Annotated in this window: 23 protein-coding genes and 3 pseudogenes; 21 read left to right on the plus strand and 5 right to left on the minus strand. The window is 38.9% G+C overall.

Features of this window, described 5'->3' with window-relative positions; translation table 11 throughout:
• Positions 1–10: 10 nt before the first annotated feature.
• The 18 genes and pseudogenes from PN838_RS20455 to PN838_RS20540 form a co-directional block, all read left to right on the plus strand.
• Positions 11–325: pseudogene (locus PN838_RS20455) on the plus strand (VOC family protein); the annotation flags it as partial.
• A 228-nt stretch (positions 326–553) separates the two neighbouring features.
• Positions 554–1,561, plus strand: coding sequence for a fumarylacetoacetate hydrolase family protein (locus PN838_RS20460; protein ID WP_272182665.1), 1,008 nt, complete (start codon positions 554–556; stop codon positions 1,559–1,561).
• Positions 1,562–1,790: 229 nt separating this feature from the next.
• Positions 1,791–2,036, plus strand: a complete 246-nt coding sequence (locus PN838_RS20465) for a cyclic nucleotide-binding domain-containing protein (RefSeq protein WP_272181799.1) — start codon at positions 1,791–1,793, stop codon at positions 2,034–2,036.
• A 23-nt stretch (positions 2,037–2,059) separates the two neighbouring features.
• Positions 2,060–2,938: a patatin-like phospholipase family protein gene (locus PN838_RS20470; RefSeq protein WP_272181800.1), complete on the plus strand. Its 879-nt coding sequence runs from the start codon at positions 2,060–2,062 to the stop codon at positions 2,936–2,938.
• Positions 2,935–3,585 carry a patatin-like phospholipase family protein gene (locus tag PN838_RS20475; protein ID WP_272181801.1) on the plus strand — a complete coding sequence of 217 codons (651 nt, stop codon included), beginning with the start codon at positions 2,935–2,937 and terminating at the stop codon, positions 3,583–3,585. The genes PN838_RS20470 and PN838_RS20475 overlap by 4 nt, the downstream gene beginning before the upstream one ends.
• A gap of 19 nt (positions 3,586–3,604) precedes the next feature.
• Positions 3,605–4,863 (plus strand): annotated as a pseudogene (locus PN838_RS20480) (condensation domain-containing protein); the annotation flags it as partial.
• Between the two features lie 15 nt (positions 4,864–4,878).
• Positions 4,879–6,246: an amino acid adenylation domain-containing protein gene (locus PN838_RS20485; RefSeq protein WP_272182666.1), complete on the plus strand. Its 1,368-nt coding sequence runs from the start codon at positions 4,879–4,881 to the stop codon at positions 6,244–6,246.
• Positions 6,243–6,887, plus strand: coding sequence for a phosphopantetheine-binding protein (locus PN838_RS20490; RefSeq protein WP_272181802.1), 645 nt, complete (start codon positions 6,243–6,245; stop codon positions 6,885–6,887). Before PN838_RS20485 ends, PN838_RS20490 begins: the two co-directional genes overlap by 4 nt.
• Positions 6,878–7,363 (plus strand): thioesterase domain-containing protein, encoded by a 486-nt coding sequence (locus PN838_RS27970; protein ID WP_502592203.1) that lies wholly within the window; start codon positions 6,878–6,880, stop codon positions 7,361–7,363. Before PN838_RS20490 ends, PN838_RS27970 begins: the two co-directional genes overlap by 10 nt.
• A 1,598-nt stretch (positions 7,364–8,961) precedes the next feature.
• Positions 8,962–9,573: a transglycosylase SLT domain-containing protein gene (locus tag PN838_RS20500; protein WP_272181804.1), complete on the plus strand. Its 612-nt coding sequence runs from the start codon at positions 8,962–8,964 to the stop codon at positions 9,571–9,573.
• 40 nt (positions 9,574–9,613) lie between these two features.
• A complete protein-coding gene (locus PN838_RS20505; RefSeq protein WP_215965394.1) occupies positions 9,614–10,552 on the plus strand; it encodes an SPFH domain-containing protein in 939 nt (312 codons plus the stop codon).
• A 12-nt stretch (positions 10,553–10,564) separates the two neighbouring features.
• Positions 10,565–11,026: an NfeD family protein gene (locus tag PN838_RS20510; RefSeq protein ID WP_272181805.1), complete on the plus strand. Its 462-nt coding sequence runs from the start codon at positions 10,565–10,567 to the stop codon at positions 11,024–11,026.
• Positions 11,027–11,143: 117 nt separating this feature from the next.
• Positions 11,144–11,647, plus strand: a complete 504-nt coding sequence (locus PN838_RS20515; protein WP_272181806.1) for an MASE1 domain-containing protein — start codon at positions 11,144–11,146, stop codon at positions 11,645–11,647.
• Between the two features lie 212 nt (positions 11,648–11,859).
• Positions 11,860–12,270, plus strand: coding sequence for a CHASE domain-containing protein (locus PN838_RS20520; protein WP_272181807.1), 411 nt, complete (start codon positions 11,860–11,862; stop codon positions 12,268–12,270).
• Entirely contained in the window at positions 12,198–13,847 is a 1,650-nt protein-coding gene (locus PN838_RS20525) for an ATP-binding protein (RefSeq protein ID WP_272181808.1), read from the plus strand. Before PN838_RS20520 ends, PN838_RS20525 begins: the two co-directional genes overlap by 73 nt.
• Before the next feature lie 72 nt (positions 13,848–13,919).
• A complete protein-coding gene (locus PN838_RS20530) occupies positions 13,920–14,192 on the plus strand; it encodes a hypothetical protein (RefSeq protein WP_272181809.1) in 273 nt (90 codons plus the stop codon).
• A gap of 222 nt (positions 14,193–14,414) precedes the next feature.
• On the plus strand, positions 14,415–14,687 hold the full coding sequence (locus PN838_RS20535) for a hypothetical protein (RefSeq protein ID WP_272181810.1): 273 nt from the start codon (positions 14,415–14,417) through the stop codon (positions 14,685–14,687).
• Positions 14,688–14,704: 17 nt separating this feature from the next.
• Positions 14,705–15,142, plus strand: a complete 438-nt coding sequence (locus PN838_RS20540; protein WP_272181811.1) for a hypothetical protein — start codon at positions 14,705–14,707, stop codon at positions 15,140–15,142.
• 86 nt (positions 15,143–15,228) lie between these two features.
• On the opposite strand, the pseudogene PN838_RS20545 reads toward PN838_RS20540, so the two are convergent.
• From PN838_RS20545 to PN838_RS20565, 5 genes and pseudogenes are all read right to left on the minus strand, one after another.
• Positions 15,229–16,609, minus strand: a pseudogene (locus PN838_RS20545) (Na+/H+ antiporter NhaC family protein).
• Between the two features lie 234 nt (positions 16,610–16,843).
• A complete protein-coding gene (locus PN838_RS20550; protein ID WP_272181812.1) occupies positions 16,844–17,308 on the minus strand; it encodes a GGDEF domain-containing protein in 465 nt (154 codons plus the stop codon).
• Positions 17,236–18,297, minus strand: coding sequence for a 7TMR-DISM family protein (locus PN838_RS20555; RefSeq protein ID WP_334313547.1), 1,062 nt, complete (start codon positions 18,295–18,297; stop codon positions 17,236–17,238). The genes PN838_RS20550 and PN838_RS20555 overlap by 73 nt, the downstream gene beginning before the upstream one ends.
• 57 nt (positions 18,298–18,354) lie before the next feature.
• Entirely contained in the window at positions 18,355–18,594 is a 240-nt protein-coding gene (locus tag PN838_RS20560) for a hypothetical protein (RefSeq protein ID WP_272181813.1), read from the minus strand.
• 211 nt (positions 18,595–18,805) lie between these two features.
• Positions 18,806–19,420, minus strand: a complete 615-nt coding sequence (locus PN838_RS20565; protein ID WP_334313413.1) for a transporter substrate-binding domain-containing protein — start codon at positions 19,418–19,420, stop codon at positions 18,806–18,808.
• Positions 19,421–19,811: 391 nt separating this feature from the next.
• Between PN838_RS20565 and PN838_RS20570 the strand changes: the two genes are divergently transcribed.
• From PN838_RS20570 to PN838_RS20580, 3 genes are all read left to right on the plus strand, one after another.
• Complete coding sequence (locus PN838_RS20570) at positions 19,812–20,453, plus strand: CSS-motif domain-containing protein (RefSeq protein ID WP_272181814.1); 642 nt, start codon at positions 19,812–19,814, stop codon at positions 20,451–20,453.
• A 374-nt stretch (positions 20,454–20,827) separates the two neighbouring features.
• Positions 20,828–21,019, plus strand: coding sequence for a hypothetical protein (locus tag PN838_RS20575; RefSeq protein WP_272181815.1), 192 nt, complete (start codon positions 20,828–20,830; stop codon positions 21,017–21,019).
• Complete coding sequence (locus PN838_RS20580; RefSeq protein ID WP_272182669.1) at positions 21,019–21,351, plus strand: EAL domain-containing protein; 333 nt, start codon at positions 21,019–21,021, stop codon at positions 21,349–21,351. Before PN838_RS20575 ends, PN838_RS20580 begins: the two co-directional genes overlap by 1 nt.
• The last annotated feature ends 29 nt before the right edge of the window (positions 21,352–21,380 follow it).

Genomic DNA, 21,380 nt, shown 5'->3' on the forward strand with positions numbered 1-21,380 from the left:
AGGAGTGGTTATGAAAATTAATCGAATACATCACGTTGCATATCGCTGTAAAAATGCGAAAGAAACGGTAGCGTTTTACCGTGACCTTTTGGACATGGAATTCATGTTAGCGATTGCTGAAGATGAAGTGCCGTCAACTAAAGAGCCAGATCCGTACATGCACGTCTTTCTTGATGCAGGACAGGGCAACGTATTGGCATTTTTTGAAATACCTAATGCTCCTGATATGGACCGCGATAATAATACGCCACTTTGGGTTCAACACATTGCATTTGAAGTCGATACAATAGATGAATTAACTGAAGCGAAAACTCGATTAGAAGATGCGGGGATCAGTGTTTTAGGTCCAACAGATCATACTATTTTTAAATCAATATACTTTTTGATCCTAACGGGCATCGAATTGAACTTGCAGCAAATACTGCTAAACCAAGGTATGCTGGAAGAGTTAAAGCGCGTAGCGCCTGCGATGTTAGACGAGTGGGACAAAACAAAAAAGCACCTCAGCATGCAGCTTGGCTGCATTCGGGTGAAGATTTTCCGGGGAAATAAGATGAAATTAGCAAGTTTAAAGTCAGGTCGTGATGGTCAATTAGTTGTTGTTAATTCGGCACTCACTAAAATGACGCGTGTAACAGACATCGCGCCGACCATGCAAGCAGCACTAGACCAATGGCAAGAAATTGAACCACAACTTAAAGTTCGTTTTCAGCAACTGGAAAACGGCCAAGTAGAGGCAGAAGATTTTGATCAAACAAAATGCGAATCGCCACTTCCTCGGGCTTATCAATGGGCCGATGGCAGTGCTTATGTCAATCATGTGGAGTTAGTTCGCAAGGCTCGAAATGCTGAAATGCCAGCCACGTTTTGGACTGATCCACTGATGTATCAAGGCGGATCTGATAGCTTTTTAGCACCGCGTGACAATATTGTAATGCCTCAAACTGACGGGTTTGGTGTTGATTTTGAAGCAGAAGTCGCAGTAATAACAAATGACGTACCTATGGGGGTTAACCCAGAAGATGCATTACAACATATTAAACTTATTATGATTGTAAATGACGTTTCATTACGTGGACTTATTCCAGGAGAGCTTGCAAAAGGGTTTGGTTTTTTCCAGTCTAAACCAAGCAGCGCATTTAGCCCTGTGTGTGTAACGCCTGATATGTTAGGTGACGCGTGGCAAGGTGGAAAGTTATCATTGCCTTTAATGTCACATTACAACGGCACACTATTTGGCAAGCCTGAAGCTGGAATTGATATGACATTCCATTTTGGGCAGTTAGTGGCGCACGCCGCTAAAACACGACCGCTGTGCGCCGGTACGGTAATTGGTTCGGGTACGGTTTCTAATAAATTAAATGACGGCCCTAGTAAACCAGTTGCTGAAGGTGGTGTTGGTTATAGTTGTATTGCTGAGATTCGAATGATTGAAACAATCCAAAATGGTTCACCAACAACTCCATTTATGCAGTTTGGCGATAACATCCAAATTGAAATGTTCGATAAATCGGGTCAATCTATTTTTGGGCAAATAAACCAAAATGTAGAGCCTCAATAAATATTAGGCACTCTATTTAGGGCACTCTGATTAAGGGCGCCCTATCTTTTTATCCAAACCTTCTACATTTGCTCTTATATCGTCGCTAAACCTCACATTTTTGTCATAATATCCGCTTAAATTATCTAAAAGTTGTTTTAACTTTATTTTACATTGTGTTTGTTTTTACTTTTACTGGTATGATTCTTAACTTATAGATTGGAACTTAAAGTAATAATTTGAACAGAAAATGAACGTATCAACGGAATATTTAATTGAGTTGCTAAAAGCGAGCTCTGACTTTAATCAACTGTCAGAAGGTGCCATGATCGGACTTGCGGAAGCGCTTGAAGTTATTACGGTTGCCGGCGGTGCAGAAGTTATTCGGGAAGGCGCTGAATCTGATTCAATGTTTATTTTGGTTAGTGGTCGTCTCAGGGTTTCTCGAACCGATAAAAATGGCCAACGTTTGTTATACAACGAAGTTTTGCTATAGGTGATTGTGTTGGCGAAACGGGAATGATTTTACGCCAAGCGAGAACGGCAGACATTACGTCTATGCGGGAGTCGCAACTTGCAGTCCTTTCTGATAAAGCCTATGAAGAACTTATAGCGAAACATCCATCGGAGTTAAACAGAGCGTTTTCTCAGGCTATTTATCGTCATCTCAGACATGACCGTAGAGTCGCAGAACGTCGCAGAGCACAAAGCTTTTTCTTAATCCCAATCCACGAAACGGTAGATATGTCGGTATTCACTTCTCAAATGAAGTTGAACTTGACCAAGTATGGTTCAACCGAGGTTGTGCCCGTTAGTTTAATTGATGCTGAACGCACAGTTGGCGATGACGGTTACCTTAATCTTGATAAATTAGAAGCGGATTTCGATTATATAATTTATCAGGGTGAATTAAATCTTGATGAACAATTAAATGAAACGTTTGAACATGCTGATCAGGTAATATTTGTCGCCGACGGCACCAAAAGTTCGTCATTAACAAAATTAGAAGAGTCAATTCGATCACGTTTTGATATAGCCCTGATCCGTAGTCATTTAGCGCTAGTTTATCCAGAATCTGAAGTGAGTTGTGGTGACCGGGCTGAGTGGAATAAAGAACGAAAAACCGAGCGTGTCTACCCAATTAAATTGGCAAGTAGTGATGACTTTGGGCGGTTAGTTCGATTTTTACTTGGCAAAGCCATCGGTGTTGTTTTAGGTGGCGGGGGCGCACGTGGTTTTGCTCATTTAGGTGTATTACGAGCATTTGAAGAGTCAAATATCCCCATTGATCTCATTGGCGGCAACAGTATGGGAGCACTTATTGGTGCTTGTTATGTTTCGGGAATGCCTCGAGAGTCTATCCATAAAGAAATATTGAGGTATTCAAAGGGGGAATGAAACTTACTTTCCCACTTGTCGCACTTATGTCGAATAAAAACCTAAAAGGTGCGTTTCAAGAAGCCCTAGGCAATTTAGATATTCAAAGAATTTGGACGCCTTATTTTGCAGCCGCGTGTAATTTAACAACAGCAGAAACCTTGGTACTTGAAGAAGGGCCACTTTGGCAAGCGGTATTGGCAAGTAATTCACCAGCCGGGTTGTTTCCGCCAGTAGTGGTTGATGGGCAATTATTGGTGGACGGTGCAATACTTGAAAATGTACCAGTGCAAGCAATGCGTCAACGTCTATCGACGCCACTTGAGCGTCGTCGAGGCAATGGTGCGGTAATTGCTATTGATGTTGATGTTAAAGATGCGTTTGAAGTTAATAAAAATGTCACGGATTTATCCTCATGGAATAAGCTTAAATCTCATTTTGAAAAAGCCCATGATAACTTACCGGGCATAGTTGATATTCTCATGCAAGTCGCACATATCGGTGGGTTGGCTCAGCGTCAGCAGACAAAACATGCAGCGGACATTTATTTTGAGCCGCCGTTAAGTAACTTCAGCATAATGGACTATAAAAAAGCTGAAGAGATAATTGAAGTTGGGTATGAATATGCGATGCAACAAATAAACGTGATTAAATCGAGTATTCAGTAAACATATAGCAAGGACGGCAATGGCAACTATTCCCTTATCACTAAGTCAAAAAGACATATGGACTGAGATTTTAGCTTGGTCAAATAGTTGTCATCTAAATATTGGTGGTTTCTCTCGGATTGTAGGAGAAATTGATGCCGCTTTATTTCAGCAAGCGTTAGACAATTTAACGGCAGCGGAAGATGCATTGAGGCTTGTGCCGACAAGTGAAGGCAATCAAATATTACTCGATACTTACCGTTATCCGCTAGTCATTAAAAATTTTACAGATCAACCAAATGGTGAAGATTTAGCAACGTTATGGCAACAACGATGGATGTCGGAGCCGTTTGAAATAGGCAAGCAGCCAACAATACGTTTTGCTTTGGTGACTGCCACCCCTCAATTACATTATGTGGTAATTCAGAGTTTGCACATTGCTATGGATGGCTGGAGTTTATCTAATGCAGTGCAAAAGCTTGGGCAACATTACACTTCATTATTAACAAATGACCCCTCATTGATTGCGGAAAGCCGAGACTATCAAGACTTTATTGTCGACTCGAATAGTTATAAGTCAGGTAAGCAATTTCAAAAAGATGTCGATTATTGGAACTTAGCAATACCGCAACTTCCTGAGCCGGTATTTGAAGCTCGGTACAATGCGCCTATCATTTCCGGAGTGTCTCGGGCCTATGTCGAAAACTGCAAAATTCAACGAGCACTAATAGACCAGTTAAAAACCTTATGTACTGCCAATAAACATACTATTTTTCATGGGTTTTTGGCGCTGTTGGCGATTTATATATTTAAAAGTCAAAACCGTAGTGAGTTTATAATTGGCGTTCCAAGTCTCAATCGTGGGGAAACAAGTTTAAGAATACCCTCGGCATGTTTGTTGGGGTTATACCGATAAAGGTCACGCTAGAGCAGGACGATACACCAGCAACCGTCGTAGAAAAAATATCGAAATTTCTAAAGCAAGCTTACCGGCATGCAAAATATCCTTTGAGTGAGCAATTTAAACGATTAAAAGCGATAAAGCAGGGGCGAGATCGTTTATTTGACGTCATATTTTCATACGAAGAATTTGAGTTTGCGAGTCAATACGGTGATGCTAAAGTCGGTGCGACAAATCAAACATTCGCCGGGTTTAGTCGCTATCCATTAGCAATCTCGGTATGTGACTTTCTGGATGGAGACGATGCTGAAATTGTTTTAGAGGGTAACGAGCAGTACTTCACAGCACCTGAAACCAATTTGATTGGCAATCGACTTATCTACTTGGCCGAGCAAGTCATTAATGACTTTAATATGCCAGTGAGTTCACTTGATATTTGTTCATCAGCCGAGCGCACCAGACAATTGACGGCAGGTATAAGTCTGGCTGAAAACCCTCAGGCAGTATTGCCTTTTGTGAAGCAATTTGAACAACGTGCATTATTACATCCAAAATCCAACGCCTGTATTTCAGCAGAGGTAAAACTGACTTACTCAGAACTGCTGCATTGCTCTAATCAGTTAGCGCTGCAATTATTGGCAAATGGGGTCGGCAAAGGCGATATCGTCGCTTTTGTTCTGGACAAAGGCGCAGAGGTTCTCATCGCGCAGTTAGCCATTACTCAAATTGGCGCAGCGTTTTTGCCTAATGACGTTGAAATACCCATCACCCGTTTGGAATTGATATTAAGTGAAAGCCAGTCTAAATGCTTATTGGTAAACAACAATATTGATAGTCGTTTTAAGGCGTTAGACGGTACACAAATTACAATAAATGTTGGTTCACTTTTAAAAGAAAAAGCATCCACAGCTCAACTGGCCGATATAACCGTTGAACCGGATTTATGCGCTTATGTGTTGTTTACATCTGGTACAACAGGAAAACCGAAAGGGGTAGCCGTAAGTCATAGAGCATTATCGCTACGATTGTCGTGGATATGCGAAAAATGGAGCATAACTTCCACTGATAGGTCTCTCAATGCGACTCAAGTTAATTTTGATCCTGCATTAATCGAATTGTTAACGCCAATAATACGGGGCGGCAGTGTGGCCTTTCCACCGCCGGGCAGGCTATTACCTGAAGCTTTACCGGCATATTTGGTTCAATTTAACGCGACAATGATGGCGTTTGTTCCCTCTACATTAACGCGTTTCTTAGATGGCATTAAACAACCAGATAAACTGAAATTACGAGTTTGTTGTTGTGGTGGCGAAATTTTGTCAAAGGAAATTGCAGTTCGTTTTATCAAACAAACAAATGCCATTTTATATAATGTCTACGGCCCGACCGAGGCAACTATTTTTGCCTCGAGTTGGCAAGTTAAATTAAACGATGACAATCATAAAGCGATGCCAGTCGGCGCCGCACTTACCGACGTTCAGCTTTATATACTAGATGAACAACATGCTTTAATGCCCTATGGTGTCGTGGGGCGGGTGTTTATTGGTGGACTGACACTGAGCGATGGTTATCTTCGTCAAGATGACAGTAACGCGGATAAGTTCATTACAGTTGATTCTATTTCGAGCCATCCGCTTTATGATACAGGTGACAGCGGCTGGTTAGATACTGATGGGGTACTGCATTTTAGTGGTCGCAATGACAGACAGATAAAACTTCGCGGTTATCGTATCGAGTTAAATGAGATCGAGAATAGCCTGCTGCATTTGCTTATGGTGTGAAGGCCGCAGCCGCAAAATTGGTAGGGCAAGGATCTAAATCTCAAATTCACAGTTGGGTCGTTATAGGATCAGAAGCACAACCTGAAGCGTATCGGTCTAAGTTATCTGGGATCTTACCAGACTACATGTTACCAAATCGGATCCACATTTTAGATCAAATGCCGTACACACCAAACGGTAAAATTGACTACCCTAAATTAATAAATAGCGGTCATGTGATCGAAAAGTCAGCTGCCCGTGAACCGGTAGGTCGGTTGGAAAAGTCGATATTAAAAATCTGGAAAAACGCGCTAGAACAACCTAATTTAACGGTACTTGATAACTTCTTTGAAAGTGGCGGCGATTCATTATCTGCTGTAATTACCCTCCACGAAATAGAAAAGCTACTAGGAAAAAGGCTGTCTTTGCATCAGTTGGTTGAAAACGCAACCGTATCGTCATTAGCCGAGTGCGTCGAAGCCGAATTAAATTTACCGCAGTTGTTGGTCAGCCTTGGTGATACAACTCGTAAAGTGAGTATGTATATTTGTGCGTCCGGTAACGGCGATATGCTGCGATTTAAAGCGCTTGCCAAGGAGATGTATGGTGTCTGCGATCTGCATATGTTGCAACCTCCAGAAATCAAACAAGCATTGAAATAAAAGAATTAGCGACACTTTATGCAAATAAAATAAAGCAACGTGGCGAATCTGAAGTCTATATTGCAGGGTTTTCGGTCGGGGGACTCGCAGCGCTAGAAACAGCAAAGTTACTTCAAAAAGATAATATTAAAGTAAATGAGTTATTTATTGTCGATACAATATTGCTCCGTATGCCAAAACTCGGACTCATGGCGTGGCGTCTTATAATGAAGATGTTGGGTGAAAACGGAGGGCGGCATCGACGATTTATTTCGACTCAATTGGGCAATACACTTAGAGATAAGGGATTGTTTATGCAAGTTAAAGCGATGAAGGGTTATCGATTGTCTAAATATGACGGTTCGTTGGTTCTACTAAAATCAACGGCTTACCGATACTTACAAAAGTGGCTATTAGGCGGTTGGTATAAAGAAGTAAATGCGGATCTGGTGTCGTTTAAAATTGATACGCCGCACAATGGCTTTTTTGAACTATAGGCCGTGTAAAAATGTTAGCTCAAAAATTAGCTGAACGTATTAACCTACAAAACGATGGAAGTTAAATTTAGACAAAAAAAGCGAGCATTAAAAAATGCTCGCGAATAAAACAACAACTTTCAGGGAATAAAACTTAATAACTATAAAGTTAGACAGGCTAATTCAATTTAGTTCAAATAAACCCAAATTAATTTTTCAATCCATCGTCTATCGGCATTTACCAATAACCCCTGTGTGATCTACAAATTTTGAACAAAAAAAGCGAGCATTAAAAAACGCTCGCGAATAAAACAACAACTTTCAGGGAATAAAACTTAACAACTATAAAGTTAGACAGGCTAATTCAATTTAGTTCAAATAAACCCAAATTAATTTTTCAACCCTTCGTCTATCGGCGTTTACCAATACCTTGCGTGATCTACAAATTTTGAACAAAAAAAGCGAGCATTAAAAAATGCTCGCGAATAAAACAACAACTTTCAGGGAATAAAACTTAACAACTATACAGTTAGACACAGCAATTGGATTTAGTTCAATAAAATGAGAAATAAATTTAAAGCTTTATTTTTAGGCGGTCAGGAGCTGTATTTTCGCTGCTTATTCCGACCTCAAATGTTAGGCAAAAAAAGCGAGCATTAAAAAATGCTCGCGAATAAAACAACAACTTTCAGGGAATAAAACTTAACAACTATACAGTTAGACACAGCAATTGGAATTAGTTCAATAAAACGAGAATTAAATTTAAAACTTTATTTTTAGGCGGTCAGGAGCCGTATTTTCGCTGCTTATTCCGACCTTAAATGTTAGGCAAAAAAAGCGAGCATTAAAAAATGCTCGCGAATAAAACAACAACTTTCAGGGAATAAAACTTAATAACTATACAGTTAGACACACTCATTGCATTTAGTTCAATAAAATTCGAATTAAATATAGAGTTTTTAAATGGGGCGTTAAGAAGTGAAGTTGAGGTTTTTAAGAAATTTAAATTTTAGGCAAAAAAACGAGCATTAAAAAATGCTCGTGAATAAAACAACAACTTTCAGGGAATAAAACTTAACAACTGTACAGTTAGACACGCTATGTGAATTTAGTTCAAAAAAATCGAAATTATTTTCTCAACGACTTACTATTTACTAATAAACGCGAATATTAAGCAAAAAAACGAGCACTAATAAATGCTCGTAAATAAAACAACAACTTTCAGGGAATAAAACTTGAAACTATAAGGTTAGACAGGCTAATTTTAAAAAGTTCAAATAATTTGCAAACTAGTTTAATTAGGTGAGATTTTGTCTTGTTTCTGATGTAAAAGATCAATCGTTAATATTTAAATTAAACGCAAAACGACAGATTTGACTTATGTGTCGCAGTAAGTTCGAACCCCTGGGCATAAAAAAGCTTAAGCACGACGTTAAAGCGATAGAATCGTAAATAACGACAATGTTGAATTTAAAGTAATAGGTCTGAGCGTTACGAGTCGGTAAAAAATAAAAAGCGGATTATTAAGTGCCAATAGGTTTAAAATAGTTAAACTAAGGTTAAAGGTAATGAAAGTTTATGAGAGAAAATTCATAAACGTTATATAGGGAGACTTCATTATGTTCACAAAAATTATAGCCACAATTTTTTTAGCTTGCTTCTTTACGGTTGCACGACCCCCGCCAAAAAATGTAAATAACATTTGCGAAATTTTTGAAGAACGACCAGATTGGTGGGATGCAGCTAGTGATATGCAGGACAAGTGGGGAACCCCGGTGAATGTCATCATGTCTATGATGTATCAAGAGAGCTCCTTTAGAGCCGATGCTGCGCCTCCAATGGAGTATTTTCTCGGATTTATTCCTATTGGGCGGGCGAGCAGTGCGTATGGTTATTCTCAGGCTAAAACTGGTACATGGGATGAATATATAAAAGAGACTGGAAATAGTTGGGCCGACAGGGACGATTACGATGACGCTATTGATTTTATGGGGTGGTTTACAAATAAAACAAATAAAATCAATAAAGTATCGAAATGGGACGCTAAAAATCAGTATTTAAACTACCATGAGGGGTGGGGTGGTTATAAGCGTAAAACTTACCGTAAGAAACAATGGCTAGTTCGTGTTGCAAATAAAGTTGATAGTCGAGCTAAAACCTATGGACAGCAATTGAAAGGGTGTGAAGATTATCTAAATTCAAGCTGGTTGTGGCGCCTTATTTTTTATTGATTTTAGCAAGTAAATTAATTTAGGAAACTAGGAAATGATAATGGAAAGTATTTTTGAACATGTTTTAACGTTTCAATTTGCGTTATTGGTATTGATAGTTGTATTACTAAAGTCGTCAATTAAATTTGTGCCGCAAAATAGAGCTTTTTTAATCGAACGTTTTGGTAAATTTAATAAGTCGATAGAAGCGGGTCTTAACTTTATCGTGCCATTTATTGATAAAGTTGCTTACGACAGATCGTTAAAAGAACAAGCTGTAGACGTGCCAAGTCAGTCCGCAATTACCCGGGACAATATATCATTGACCGTTGATGGCGTATTATATTTCCGTGTACTTGACCCATACAAGGCATCGTATGGTGTCGACAATTACATCTTTGCTGTTATTCAGTTGTCACAAACAACGATGCGAAGCGAAATCGGTAAAATGGAATTGGATAAAACGTTTGAAGAACGTGATAGTTTAAATAGTAATATCGTGTCTGCTATTAATGATGCCGCGGCGCCATGGGGTGTTCAGGTTTTAAGATATGAAATAAAAGACATTGTCCCACCTTCTTCTGTTATGGAAGCGATGGAACGACAAATGAAAGCTGAACGAGAAAAACGCGCGCAGGTTTTAGAATCGGAAGGTGATAGACAAGCGGCGATCAATGTAGCAGAAGGACAAAAGCAGGCCCAAGTATTGGCGGCTGAAGGTGAGAAAGCTGAGCAAATATTACGTGCTGAAGGTGAAGCACTCGCTATTATGCAAGTTGCCAAAGCTCAGGCTGAGGCGCTTGAAACGGTTGGTAATATCGCGAAAACAGAACAGGGTCAAAGTGCGGTTCAACTAGATTTAGCTACAAAAGCAATTGCGGCTAAACAAGCAATTGCTAAAGAATCATCTGTGGTTTTATTACCTGACAGTAGCACAGACGCGTCAAACATTGTGGCGCAAGCGATGACCATAATTAACACACTAAACTCAAAAAAGTAAGGTGGAAAGCCAATGACGCTATTTAGTGAAACTTATCAAGTATTGTTAGCGGCGGGTCTTATACTCGCGGCCATCGATATTCTCGCTATGGGATTTGCTACATTTTTCCTGACTATTTTGGGTTTAGCCACTATATTGACTGGTACGTTAGTGTTCTTTGGCCTAATCGGTGAAGGTATGCTCGCCATAAGTTTGTCTATAGCGTTATTTTCTATCGTTTGTACGCTGTTGCTTTATAAGCCATTAAAATTATTACAAAGTAATTCAAGTGCTGCTCCGGCAACAGTACATTCAGACTTGACTGACATGACCTTCATTCTTGAAGACGATGTTGGACCAAATCTTGTAGTCAACTATCATTATTCAGGCATTGATTGGAAGCTTAAAGCGAATGAGCATATAGGCTCAGGGACATTGGTTGCTGTTTATAAACTTGAAGTTGGCGAAATGTTTGTCCAACCTATTACAGATTAGTTGAATATACGACGTAATGTTTACACTAGTAAATTTAAACCCTACTTTCTATCTTTTGAAACGATATTGAGCGCCTATAGTAAACCTGTAGGCGCTTCCGTTGGTTAAAGGAATATTTTGAAAAACATATCAATTGTATTATTTGCATTTATTGCAGAATTTATTTTCTCGAAAATTGGGTTAATGTTTGCTATTCCCTTTGGCTTTGCAAGTTCTATCTGGCCAGCAGCCGGCATTTCGTTAGGTATTTATTTATTATTTGGGCGTCCTGCTCTTATTGGTGTGTTCTTTGGTTACCTTCTCGCTGTCTATCACTCAGGTATGGCGTTTGATTTGGAAACATGGGCACTGCCAGTGGCCTTATGTGTGTGCAGTTTATTACAACTGATTATTACAAAACGCATAATATTCAAATATATAAAGCTACCAGTGGAGACCTCTAAGCTTTCTAAACTCGTTAAATTTTTACTCATAATTGGACCGCTATCCTGTTTAGTTGCAAGTGCCCTAGGCGCGTCAATTCTTTATGTTGTAAATGATTTGAATTACCAAGAAGCCATTTTCACGTGGGCTATTTGGTGGGTCGGTGACTTTACAGGCGTACTTTTTTCGCACCTTTAGTTCTATTTATTAAACCCAACGCCATTGTTGAAACCCCTGCACAACCTTTAAAAATAGTATTCTCTAACGTCATTGTTTTTTGTTTTATTAGTCTGCTGTTTGCATTCTCAAGTGATAAATATCAAGCGCAAAATCAATTAACATTTGAACAAAAAACAACAGCATTTATTAAGCAATTTGAAAATGCGCAGGAATCAATTAAACATCAACTTTTGGCATTAAGTGGCTTGTTTCAATCAAGTGACTTTGTCTCGCGTTATGATTTCGAAAACTTTAGTCAAAAAATAGCGGATAAAAATATTAATTTACGTGCTGTTGCGTGGATCCCAAAAGTAACCCGAGCCAATAGAGCTGCATTTGAACAAAAGGCTAAAAGTGAAGGGTTCGACGATTTTGAGATTAAGTATCTTGCTGCTAAAGGGTTTAAAACATCCCCTCAAGCCGCCGTATATTTTCCAATTTTATATTCCGAACCGTTAAAGACCAATAGAGCCGCGTTGGGGTTGGACTTAAATAGTCATCCGTCGGTAAAAATGAGATTCGCGAAGCAATGGAGAATGATAAGTTCATTGTTACCGCAACTCTGCCGCTTGTACAACAGCAAGATAAGTTCACTGGAGTGATTGTTTACTATCCGGTATATAAGTCAGGTGCGCTCGATCCTACTCGTCCTCATTTGGAGCAGCTTCTTGGTTCGGTAGAGGCAGTGTTCGAACTCGACGTTTTGCTCCAAAATCTACCTGCCGCCGATCAAGACGAGTTTGCGTTTGAGTTTACATATGGCGCGGGCAATACGTTCCAATCAAAGGGGTTTAACAGTAATGGATTGTTTTCCCATCAAGTTTTAGTTGATGTATTTGATAAACAAGGGACATTGCGATTTACCAGTTTAAAAGAGTTTGAAAGTCATTTAGTCGATTGGGCAAGTTGGTTGGTTGTCGTTGGTGGCACCTTGTTTGGGGTTGTCAGCATTATCTTTTTATATTCCATCACAAGTTTTAGCGCCAACTTAGAAATGCAAGTTTTGAAAAAGACTCAAGACTTAACTGAAAGTAATAAAAAACTGGAATTAGCGAATAGGGCCAAAACGATGTTTTTAGCCAATATGAGCCATGAATATCGTACCCCACTAAATGCTATTATTGGGTTTACCGAAATTGCAAAACGACAAACCAAAGATGTTGAAGCAAGCAAATACCTAGGGAAAATTGAAGCCAGTTCACAAACCATGCTAAATATCGTCAATGATGTGTTAGATATTTCTAAGATCCAAACAAATGAGTTTGAGCTCGAAAATTCCTCGTTTCAACCAACTGAAAGTTTGAATCATGTCGCAGACATGCTTAGAGAAATTGCCCTTGGCAAAGGTTTAGATTTTATAGTTGATATTGATGACCTTGGTGATATTTGGGTCAAAGGTGATAATTATCGCTTTAAACAAATCGCAATTAATTTACTAAGTAACGCCATTAAGTTTACAGATAATGGGTTTGTTAAATTGTCCGCCACAGTTTTTAGCAAAACAGTTGATAGTTACCAGCTTCAAGTCGTCGTTAGTGATTCAGGTTTGGGAATTGAAGAAGATAAGCAAAAGATTATTTTTAAACCGTTTCAGCAGGCGGAAAGCACTACAACTCGGCGGTTTGGTGGAACAGGGCTAGGACTATCGATAGTCAACGAACTAACGCACTTAATGTACGGTGATATTCAAGTATCAAGTAAAGTAGGTGCGGGCAGTGAGTTTAGAGCAATGTTAATGTTTAGTAAAAGTGAGCCACAGATTCTAAAAGCCACCTTAGACGATAAAGAAGAGGTTAATGAAGAGAGTTTTGTTGGCTTAAATGTCCTTATTGTTGAAGATAATTTAGTTAATCAGGAAGTTGTTAAAAAGCAATTGGAGTCGCTTGGTGCGGTACCTTTAGTGAGTAATAACGGGCAAGAATGCTTAGATTATTTGCAATCAAACACGCCGGATATCATTTTGATGGATTTACAAATGCCGGTTCTCGATGGTTTTATGACGTCTAAAGCTATTAGAAATAATCCAAATTGGGATGGTATTTCAATCATTATCCTCAGTGCCAGCGTTACGCAAGAAGATAGGTTAATTGCAAGAGAATTAGGGATAAAGTCGTATCTTGCAAAACCATTTTTCCTAGAACAGCTCAAAGCGGTTTTAAGAGTCAACCTGCCTTCATAAGTCTGGGCGCGTTGTTGTACAAGTGCATTTCAAAATTGAAAAATATGTAGTTATCGAAAGTAGGAGATTTGGTTGATGAAAGGTTGGTTTAATCGATTTTCAGCCCAGATATTAGCCACTCTACCACCGCAAAGATTATTGTCTCTTGATGTTTTTCGTGGCATTACGATAACGGCGATGGTGCTCGTCAATAATCCCGGTAGTTGGTCCTATACATATGCCCCTTTGGCCCACGCGAAGTGGCATGGTTGGACCCCAACAGATCTTATATTTCCTTTTTTGTGTTTATCATTGGCATATCTATGGCCATCGTTATGGATAGAAAACCCAAAACGCCTGAAATAAATACCAAGTTGATTAAAACAGCATTTGTCCGGGGGCTAAATTATTTGCGCTTGGGTTATTTTTAGCCGTTTTTTATTATGATTTTACAAATCCAAAATTTGATTGGCTCGAACAGCAAGTTATGTCTATTCGTATTATGGGCGTTCTACAGCGCCTAGGCCTAATATTTTTGCAACAGTTTGCATCGTACTCTGGTTTAAACAAGTCGGCAGAGCGTTGGTTATGGCAACGTTATTATTAGGATATTGGGCGATATTGATGTGGGTGCCATACGGTAACGAACATACTGGCCTTTTTGTGGGGAAATTGGAATTTGGTAATAATATAAGTGCGTGGTTGGATGACACTTTATTTGCTTCTAAAAATCTCTATTTTTCTTCTGCAACTCCGTTTGCGTTTGATCCCGAAGGTGTTTTAAGCACGTTTCCTGCAATTGCCGGAGCATTAGCCGGGGTATTCACTGGTGAATTATTGTTAAAAAACATATCCCTTTAATTAAGAAAGTAAAATTAATGTTGATTGCCGGAGGGGTATGTTTATTCGTGGCAAAAATTTGGTCTATTTATTTGCCAATTAATAAGTCAATTTGGACTTCAAGTTATGTGGTGATGAGCACGGGATGGGGCCTAGTTTGTTTAGGCGTGTTGACATACATTGTCGATATTAAAAAATCCAAATATTGGACAGCGCCATTTGTTATATTTGGTGCCAACGCCATTGCATTTTATATGTTCTCAGCGATAGTCGCGCGGTTACTTATAATGATTCCTGTTGCAGACACGACATTGCACGGTTGGCTTTTTCAAAAACTATTCCAACCCTTATTTGGGAATTATCTCGGTTCGTTGATGTTTGCTATTGCATTTTGCCTTGGCAGTTTTTTAGTTATGAAATGGCTCTACCAAAAGAAGATATTTTTAAGGTTTAAGCAAATAGTAAACTTAAAATAGGCCTCAATTGAATTAAGGCCTATTTAGTAAATATTCTATATCTATTGGCATTACGCTATTGAACACCCAAAGGAGTTATGGCGTCGCTAAATCATCATTAATCCCAACACGACATAACCGATAATCGATAGTGCACCACCAAATAGAGCGTAAGGGAGTTGTGTTTTAACGTGCTCTAATAAGTCACAACCAGACGCCACAGAGCTCACAGCGGTTGTATCTGAAATAGGGGAGCAGTGATCGCCAAATATGCCGCCACCTAAAATAGCCGCTAGAATTAGTGGTGCAGGAAGACCGATTTCGATTACAAGTGGCATTCCAATGGGGATTAATATTGCGAACGTTCCCTAGGATGTACCCGTCGAAAATGACATTAAACCGCCGGCAATAAATAACATGGCTGGGACTAGAAATAGCGGTAAGTTATCTGCGACCAAATTAGCAATAAAAGCACCCGTACCTAATTCTTTAAGGCTAGCGCCAAGTGCCAGTGAAAATAATACAATTGTCACTAAAGGAAGAAGGTCTGACATGCCTCGGAAGCCTAATGCAGTAGCCTCTTTATGATTAAACTTTTTAGAGCCAATTAACATAAAATACGCTGTTAAGCAGGCAAGAGATGTCGCATATAATACAGACTTAGAACCCGAACCGTCGGTAAAATTACCATTTCCTGTTAAAAACATAAAACCGACCATAGACACTGACATAACGGCTAACGGTATTAACATAAAGGCTGGATGACTAGAGTGACTGGTTATTTCCGACTCTTGTTCGTTTAACCTTGTATTTTGTTCCGCGACTTTCATCGGCCCGTGGGTCTTATCGGCGATGATGGTATAGAGCACGATAAGCAATGTGATAATTGGGTATAAATTAAAAGGGATTGTCTGCAATAAAATGCTCACCGTCGATTGTTCTAATTCATAAGCTCCCATTAGTCCTAATATGTAGGCTCCCCAGCCGTTAAGTAAAATGAGGATACATATTGGTGCTGAGGTGCTATCGATAATATAAGCCAAGCGCGCTCGGCTCATTTTGAACTTATCAAACAGACCACGGGAGATAATACCTGCCATTAAAACACTTAAATTTGATTCGATGAAAATTGCCACACCGGTGAAAAAGGCTAGGAAACGAGCACGTCGAGGCGTACCGCTTAAACCTTTCTTAATTAAATAATTGACCGTTGCCGTTACACCGCCAGATTTACGCATAAATATGAGTAAGGCGCCGACTAACATCGAAAATATTAAGATCCTAGTATTTCCCGGAGAACTAAAAACCGCCACAACACGGTCGATACCAGCCAATAAAAAATGACTAATTGCGGGGTCGTCTTGTTGTTTAAACATGAGCAGAAATTCTGAGCTAAACATCGCCAATAGCAATGCTAGAACAACTTCTTTTGCCACAATACAACTATTATGGCGATAATTGGGGAAGAACGGTTAACCACTCAGACACAAAAACTCCTCGTTCGGACACTTAGCAATTGTCTTTTTACTATTGCAGTAATGTTAACTGGTTCAAATAAAAAGATAGTTAGATTCGTTAGACATCTGGAACAAAAGCGATAAAGCGTATTGTGAGCGACAACGTGCGGTGAATTTACCGAAAAGCGCTAAACATCCGCTAAAAGATGCAATCACGCGCGAATAAACTAACTAAGGAGTTTTTAAAGCTCTTTGTGTCAAAGTTTTATTGGTTCACGAGTGCGAGTTGATTGGCAAAGACTTGATCTCGGCCACCGTGCTTAGCACCATAAAGAGCGTCATCGGCAAGCTGAATGAGATCTTCAAGTCTTACGGCTTTGACATTTTTACCATTAATATGAGAATCATGAGTACCAGCAACGCCGATGCTTGCGGTGACATATAAAGTCTCGCCACCATAATAAATGGCGCTAGAACTCACTGCGACTCGAAGTTTTTCTGCCAGTAGAATACCTTCTTTTTGATTTGTATCAGGCAGCAATAATATAAACTCTTCCCCCCAACGAGCCAAAATATCGCCACGGCGGGCTGTTCTATCTAGAACTTTCGCTATGTGACTCAAAACCAAATCTCCAGTTGCATGTCCGTACCTGTCATTTAGCGACTTAAATTTATCAATGTCGAGCAATACAGCTGTGACGTCTTTTTCTCGTGCCGCAATCGCTGCCAAAGTGGTGCAATAGCCTCTCTGAATCCTCGACGATTGTTTAGTGAGGTTAGTTCGTCAGTACGAGCATTTTCTTCGGCGATAATTTTATCTCGCTGTGCCGTCCTAAATCGTTCAGCAAGTAAAATGGCCAATAATATACCCTCTAACGCCATACCGACTTCAATCGCTTTAAAAGTAAAGTCGTTGTAAGGCAAGATGCCAGCGACAGCAGAAGTGCTGATCCCAATGCATGAGGCAGCCGTTACAGATGCGAAGAAAAACAAGTTTGCCGAAGCTATGTTATTTTTTACTGCTTTGAAGCCCATAATAATAAATAAAAAGGCAAATGATGAATTAAGTGCAAATGCCAGTATCATCGAAATTTGGAGATTATTAAACAACGCCCCAATTAACATTCCAATAGGTATACTGCTTGCTACCCAAACCACAAATTTATTTAGTTTTGGCGCATACATTTTGGTTTTTAACGTTGTCCTCGCAAAGTGCAACCCAAATACACTGTAAGTAATCATCAAGGAGATATCCATCCAGTCTTGATATAACGGACCCAAATTAGGTGTGAATATGGTATGCAGTTGTCCTGTATAGGACAAGCTGTTAAAGACAAATCCAGTTAGATACAGTGCATATAACCCAAATTCATTTTGCCTAATTTTGACAAATAAAATGAAATTATATGCCGCTAGAGCAAACATCAATCCATAAATTAAACCATATTCATATGCCGTACTAATGTCACGTTGAATCGCTTGTTGAACCTCATCAAGCCTGATTGGTATAACCATAGGGCCTTTAGATTCAACTCTGATAAAAATCTCAGAATAACCAACTTCAAATCCAGTCTCAAACGCAAATACTCGATATTGCATCGGTCTTTCTTCATAAGGAATGCCGTCGCCCCCACTAACCGCACTTAAGGTTTTGCTGTTGTGGACAATATACGTGTCAACGTAGTCCAACCAAGGTGTTTCGATAGCTAAGGCGGTAATTTAAATCTAAATGAGCGGGGCGATATATCCTTGTTTTCAACCATACTGTTGGTACCCCTAGACCAAAGGTGAGGGAGCTCCCAGTACTTTTTTTACATTGCCTTGGGTAAAACGTAATTTCGCTTGTTCAAGGGTTAACCGTTGCCCGTCTATTTCTTGGAAATAGCTGACATTTTTGCCAATGGCGCCTGAATTAAAACGGTCGAGGTGAATTGTTTCTTCGGAAGTTGCTGAAAAACTAATGAGAATTAAAAGTAGCACTAGGATAGCATTCGATATTTGTTGAAAAACAAACATAATGTTTACTGCCTCGAATGTCGGTACTAATTTAAATGGGTGTCTAAATTTTAGAATAAAAAACTGTAATATGCAGTAATAAATCAACATTTAACCTTACTTCATAACACTTCGACGGGGTTACAAAGTTTATTCTGTTAAATGTTTGAGGTTTTATAATGTTAAGTTTTTGGTTATGTGTATTATTTCTCGTGCATTTTTAAGGCGTCAATTATCTTGTTGGCGTTGGCAATGTACTTTTCATTCTGCGCATTTTTATAACATACCATAGCTTCATCCGCTTCGTAGATAGGCTGCTCTTTGTTGTAGTAAGGAAGGTGTCTTTCCCTATTTTGTGCTGCGCTGCAATAAGGTCAGGAAGGTATGCCACGATTGCATCTACACGTTCTCTTTTAAGCATTTTCAGCACAAGTTCGTCTGTGTTAAGTTCAACGTAATTTGCAAAAATTCGGTTCCGAATATTACCAAAACCTAGGCCGCGCTTTAACGCAATATTTTTGTCGGCTAAAGATTGGTTTAGTAACGCTTTATTTTTAACTAATATGTACGCGTATATAGTCTTCAGTGGCTTACTCTGGATGAACCTTTCCTTGTTAGGCATCTGGGCGGTACTGGCTGGAAAAATACAATTTACAAGTTTACGCTCAAACATTTGGTCTGCCCGAGCCATAGGTACAAAATCCAATGTTGAATCTTCTAGTTGTCGGATAAAGTTCATATAGTCGTTTGATAATTTTGAATTTACGTCAATAGCGCCGGGAATAATTCCAATGGTAACTTTTGTGACTGCATAGGATTTGAAAGACAGCAAAACCGCGCACATCAATGTGCACACGAGGAAAGTTAAGTCCGTTTTGTTTAGCCGCGTCATTATTACCACTCTTGAAGCTCTGAATTCTTATTCAAGCAAATTGGGGATTAATATGCCAATTTAAAAAACTATAACTTATTAAATATTTGTTTGTCGCTTTATTTTAGCTCTGTAAAATAAATTTATCTATGGAGATAATTTGTAACCTAAATTTCAATTGTTTGCTAAAATTCTCAATTATAAGTGCATTAAGGTGTTAAGAAAGCGTTAAAAATCAGTTAGTCTTAATTCCTTAAAAAAGGTAATGTTATGATCAAACCAAGTTCAATGCATTATTAATGCTTTGCTTCTTTAAGTGACATTAATAGAATTGCTCAAAGGTAATAACCATTTACAATAGGATTGTATGTCAAGTTCTTCCACTGCGTCTTTTGACCGAGTTTTTGCATTAGTTTCGGTTGTTATTTTAGCCGTTTTAATGTGGTTTTCTGCGTCTTTATATTTTGAAAATGATATTAAAAAGACGTTAGTAAGAGAAGCCCAATCGGGTATTGAAAAGTTAGACATCATTATTTCAGAAGTCGCCGAGACTCTGCATCAGTTAAACAACATACCCGAACAAGATTGCAGCAAAGATTTACTAATTCAAATGCGTCGAGAGTTGTTTAAATCTAACTTTATAAATGACATAGGATTTATACGCAATGGCAAGTTGGTTTGCACAACAGGCTTAGGCGTCTTAGACAATCCGATAGATGCTGCTGATTCTGACTATGTGAGTTTAAACGGTTTTGAAGTTTCAGTTAACCATAATATTGCGCTATTTGATAACCTGTATTTAGCCAGTATCGCCCGCTTAAAATCTTATAACGCGGTTATTAGAGATGAGTCTCTAAATGGCTTAGTGGACAACCAATTTCATTGGCAGTTGGTATATCAAGATAATGGAAAAAACATTCACATTGTCGGTGAAAAAGGCATATTTCAGCCTGATAATTTGTCCACCTATTCTAATTTTGGTTGCAGTAAAAAGCACCTTATTGTATAGGCTTGTTAAGTGACAAAGGTCAGCTATATAAACATTATCATCAAAGTCTTAATTTAACCTACCTACTTATTATTTGCTTATCGTTAATGTTTTACGTGTTAATTAGAAAACAATTACGTAAATATCGCTCAATAAAATCAAGAATTAGGCGTGGATTTGGCAATGATGCATTTTATTGCCTTTACCAACCAATAGTTGAATTACGCTCAGGCAAGATTGTTGGGTGTGAAGTTTTGGCTCGATATAAAGATATTCAGGGGATGTGTATCCTGATGAATTTATACCGCTAATTAACAAATTGGAGCTTACCTTAGTCATTTACTGAAAAAGTTATTTTAGAAACGCTTAGAGATGTAGAGTTGATTGCCCCAGAATTGAAAGGGTTTAAATTTAACATCAATTTTTTTGCTAAAGATATATCTAGTTCACAAGTGTTGGAAATCCTTAAATTACCCGAATTGTTAGAGTCAAAGGTGCAGCTCGTTATTGAGATCACAGAAGATGAAAAACTGTCGACTCGAAGCAGTGCTAAAGCGCTTAAAAACTTTCTGATAAAGGCTTTTTAATTGCCGTAGATGACTTTGGTACTGGCTATTCAAACCTTAAGCAATTACGAGACATTAGCTGCGATACACTGAAAATAGACCGCAGTTTTATCAGTGAAATGGAAGATGGTTCAATCCGTTCAACATTAATACCTCATATTGTGGATATTGCAAAACAGCTGAACTTAAAAATCGTCGCCGAGGGCGTTGAAAATGAAATGCAACGTTCAGCATTATTAGATGAAGGTGTGGAGTTTGCCCAGGGCTGGTTATTTGGTAAAGCGATGCCAATGGCAGAGTTGTTGGCATTAATAAAAAAGCAAAAGCAAAAGCAAGAGCAAGAGCAAGCTTAGGTTGTAGCCTTAATTAGAATATTCGGATG

The organism is Psychrosphaera algicola (assembly GCF_028401425.1).
Classification (GTDB): domain Bacteria; phylum Pseudomonadota; class Gammaproteobacteria; order Enterobacterales; family Alteromonadaceae; genus Psychrosphaera; species Psychrosphaera algicola.

What these genes read in the sequence shown, in the direction of transcription:
- PN838_RS20460 (WP_272182665.1), top strand. Translation starts at nt 554, where the DNA reads ATGAAATTAGCAAGTTTAAAGTCAGGTCGTGATGGTCAATTAGTTGTT.
- PN838_RS20465 (WP_272181799.1), top strand. Translation starts at nt 1,791, where the DNA reads ATGAACGTATCAACGGAATATTTAATTGAGTTGCTAAAAGCGAGCTCT.
- PN838_RS20470 (WP_272181800.1), top strand. Translation starts at nt 2,060, where the DNA reads ATGATTTTACGCCAAGCGAGAACGGCAGACATTACGTCTATGCGGGAG.
- PN838_RS20475 (WP_272181801.1), top strand. Translation starts at nt 2,935, where the DNA reads ATGAAACTTACTTTCCCACTTGTCGCACTTATGTCGAATAAAAACCTA.
- PN838_RS20485 (WP_272182666.1), top strand. Translation starts at nt 4,879, where the DNA reads ATGCCAGTGAGTTCACTTGATATTTGTTCATCAGCCGAGCGCACCAGA.
- PN838_RS20500 (WP_272181804.1), top strand. Translation starts at nt 8,962, where the DNA reads ATGTTCACAAAAATTATAGCCACAATTTTTTTAGCTTGCTTCTTTACG.
- PN838_RS20505 (WP_215965394.1), top strand. Translation starts at nt 9,614, where the DNA reads ATGGAAAGTATTTTTGAACATGTTTTAACGTTTCAATTTGCGTTATTG.
- PN838_RS20510 (WP_272181805.1), top strand. Translation starts at nt 10,565, where the DNA reads ATGACGCTATTTAGTGAAACTTATCAAGTATTGTTAGCGGCGGGTCTT.
- PN838_RS20525 (WP_272181808.1), top strand. Translation starts at nt 12,198, where the DNA reads ATGGAGAATGATAAGTTCATTGTTACCGCAACTCTGCCGCTTGTACAA.
- PN838_RS20535 (WP_272181810.1), top strand. Translation starts at nt 14,415, where the DNA reads ATGGCAACGTTATTATTAGGATATTGGGCGATATTGATGTGGGTGCCA.
- PN838_RS20540 (WP_272181811.1), top strand. Translation starts at nt 14,705, where the DNA reads ATGTTGATTGCCGGAGGGGTATGTTTATTCGTGGCAAAAATTTGGTCT.
- PN838_RS20560 (WP_272181813.1), bottom strand. Translation starts at nt 18,594, where the DNA reads ATGTTTGTTTTTCAACAAATATCGAATGCTATCCTAGTGCTACTTTTA.
- PN838_RS20570 (WP_272181814.1), top strand. Translation starts at nt 19,812, where the DNA reads ATGTCAAGTTCTTCCACTGCGTCTTTTGACCGAGTTTTTGCATTAGTT.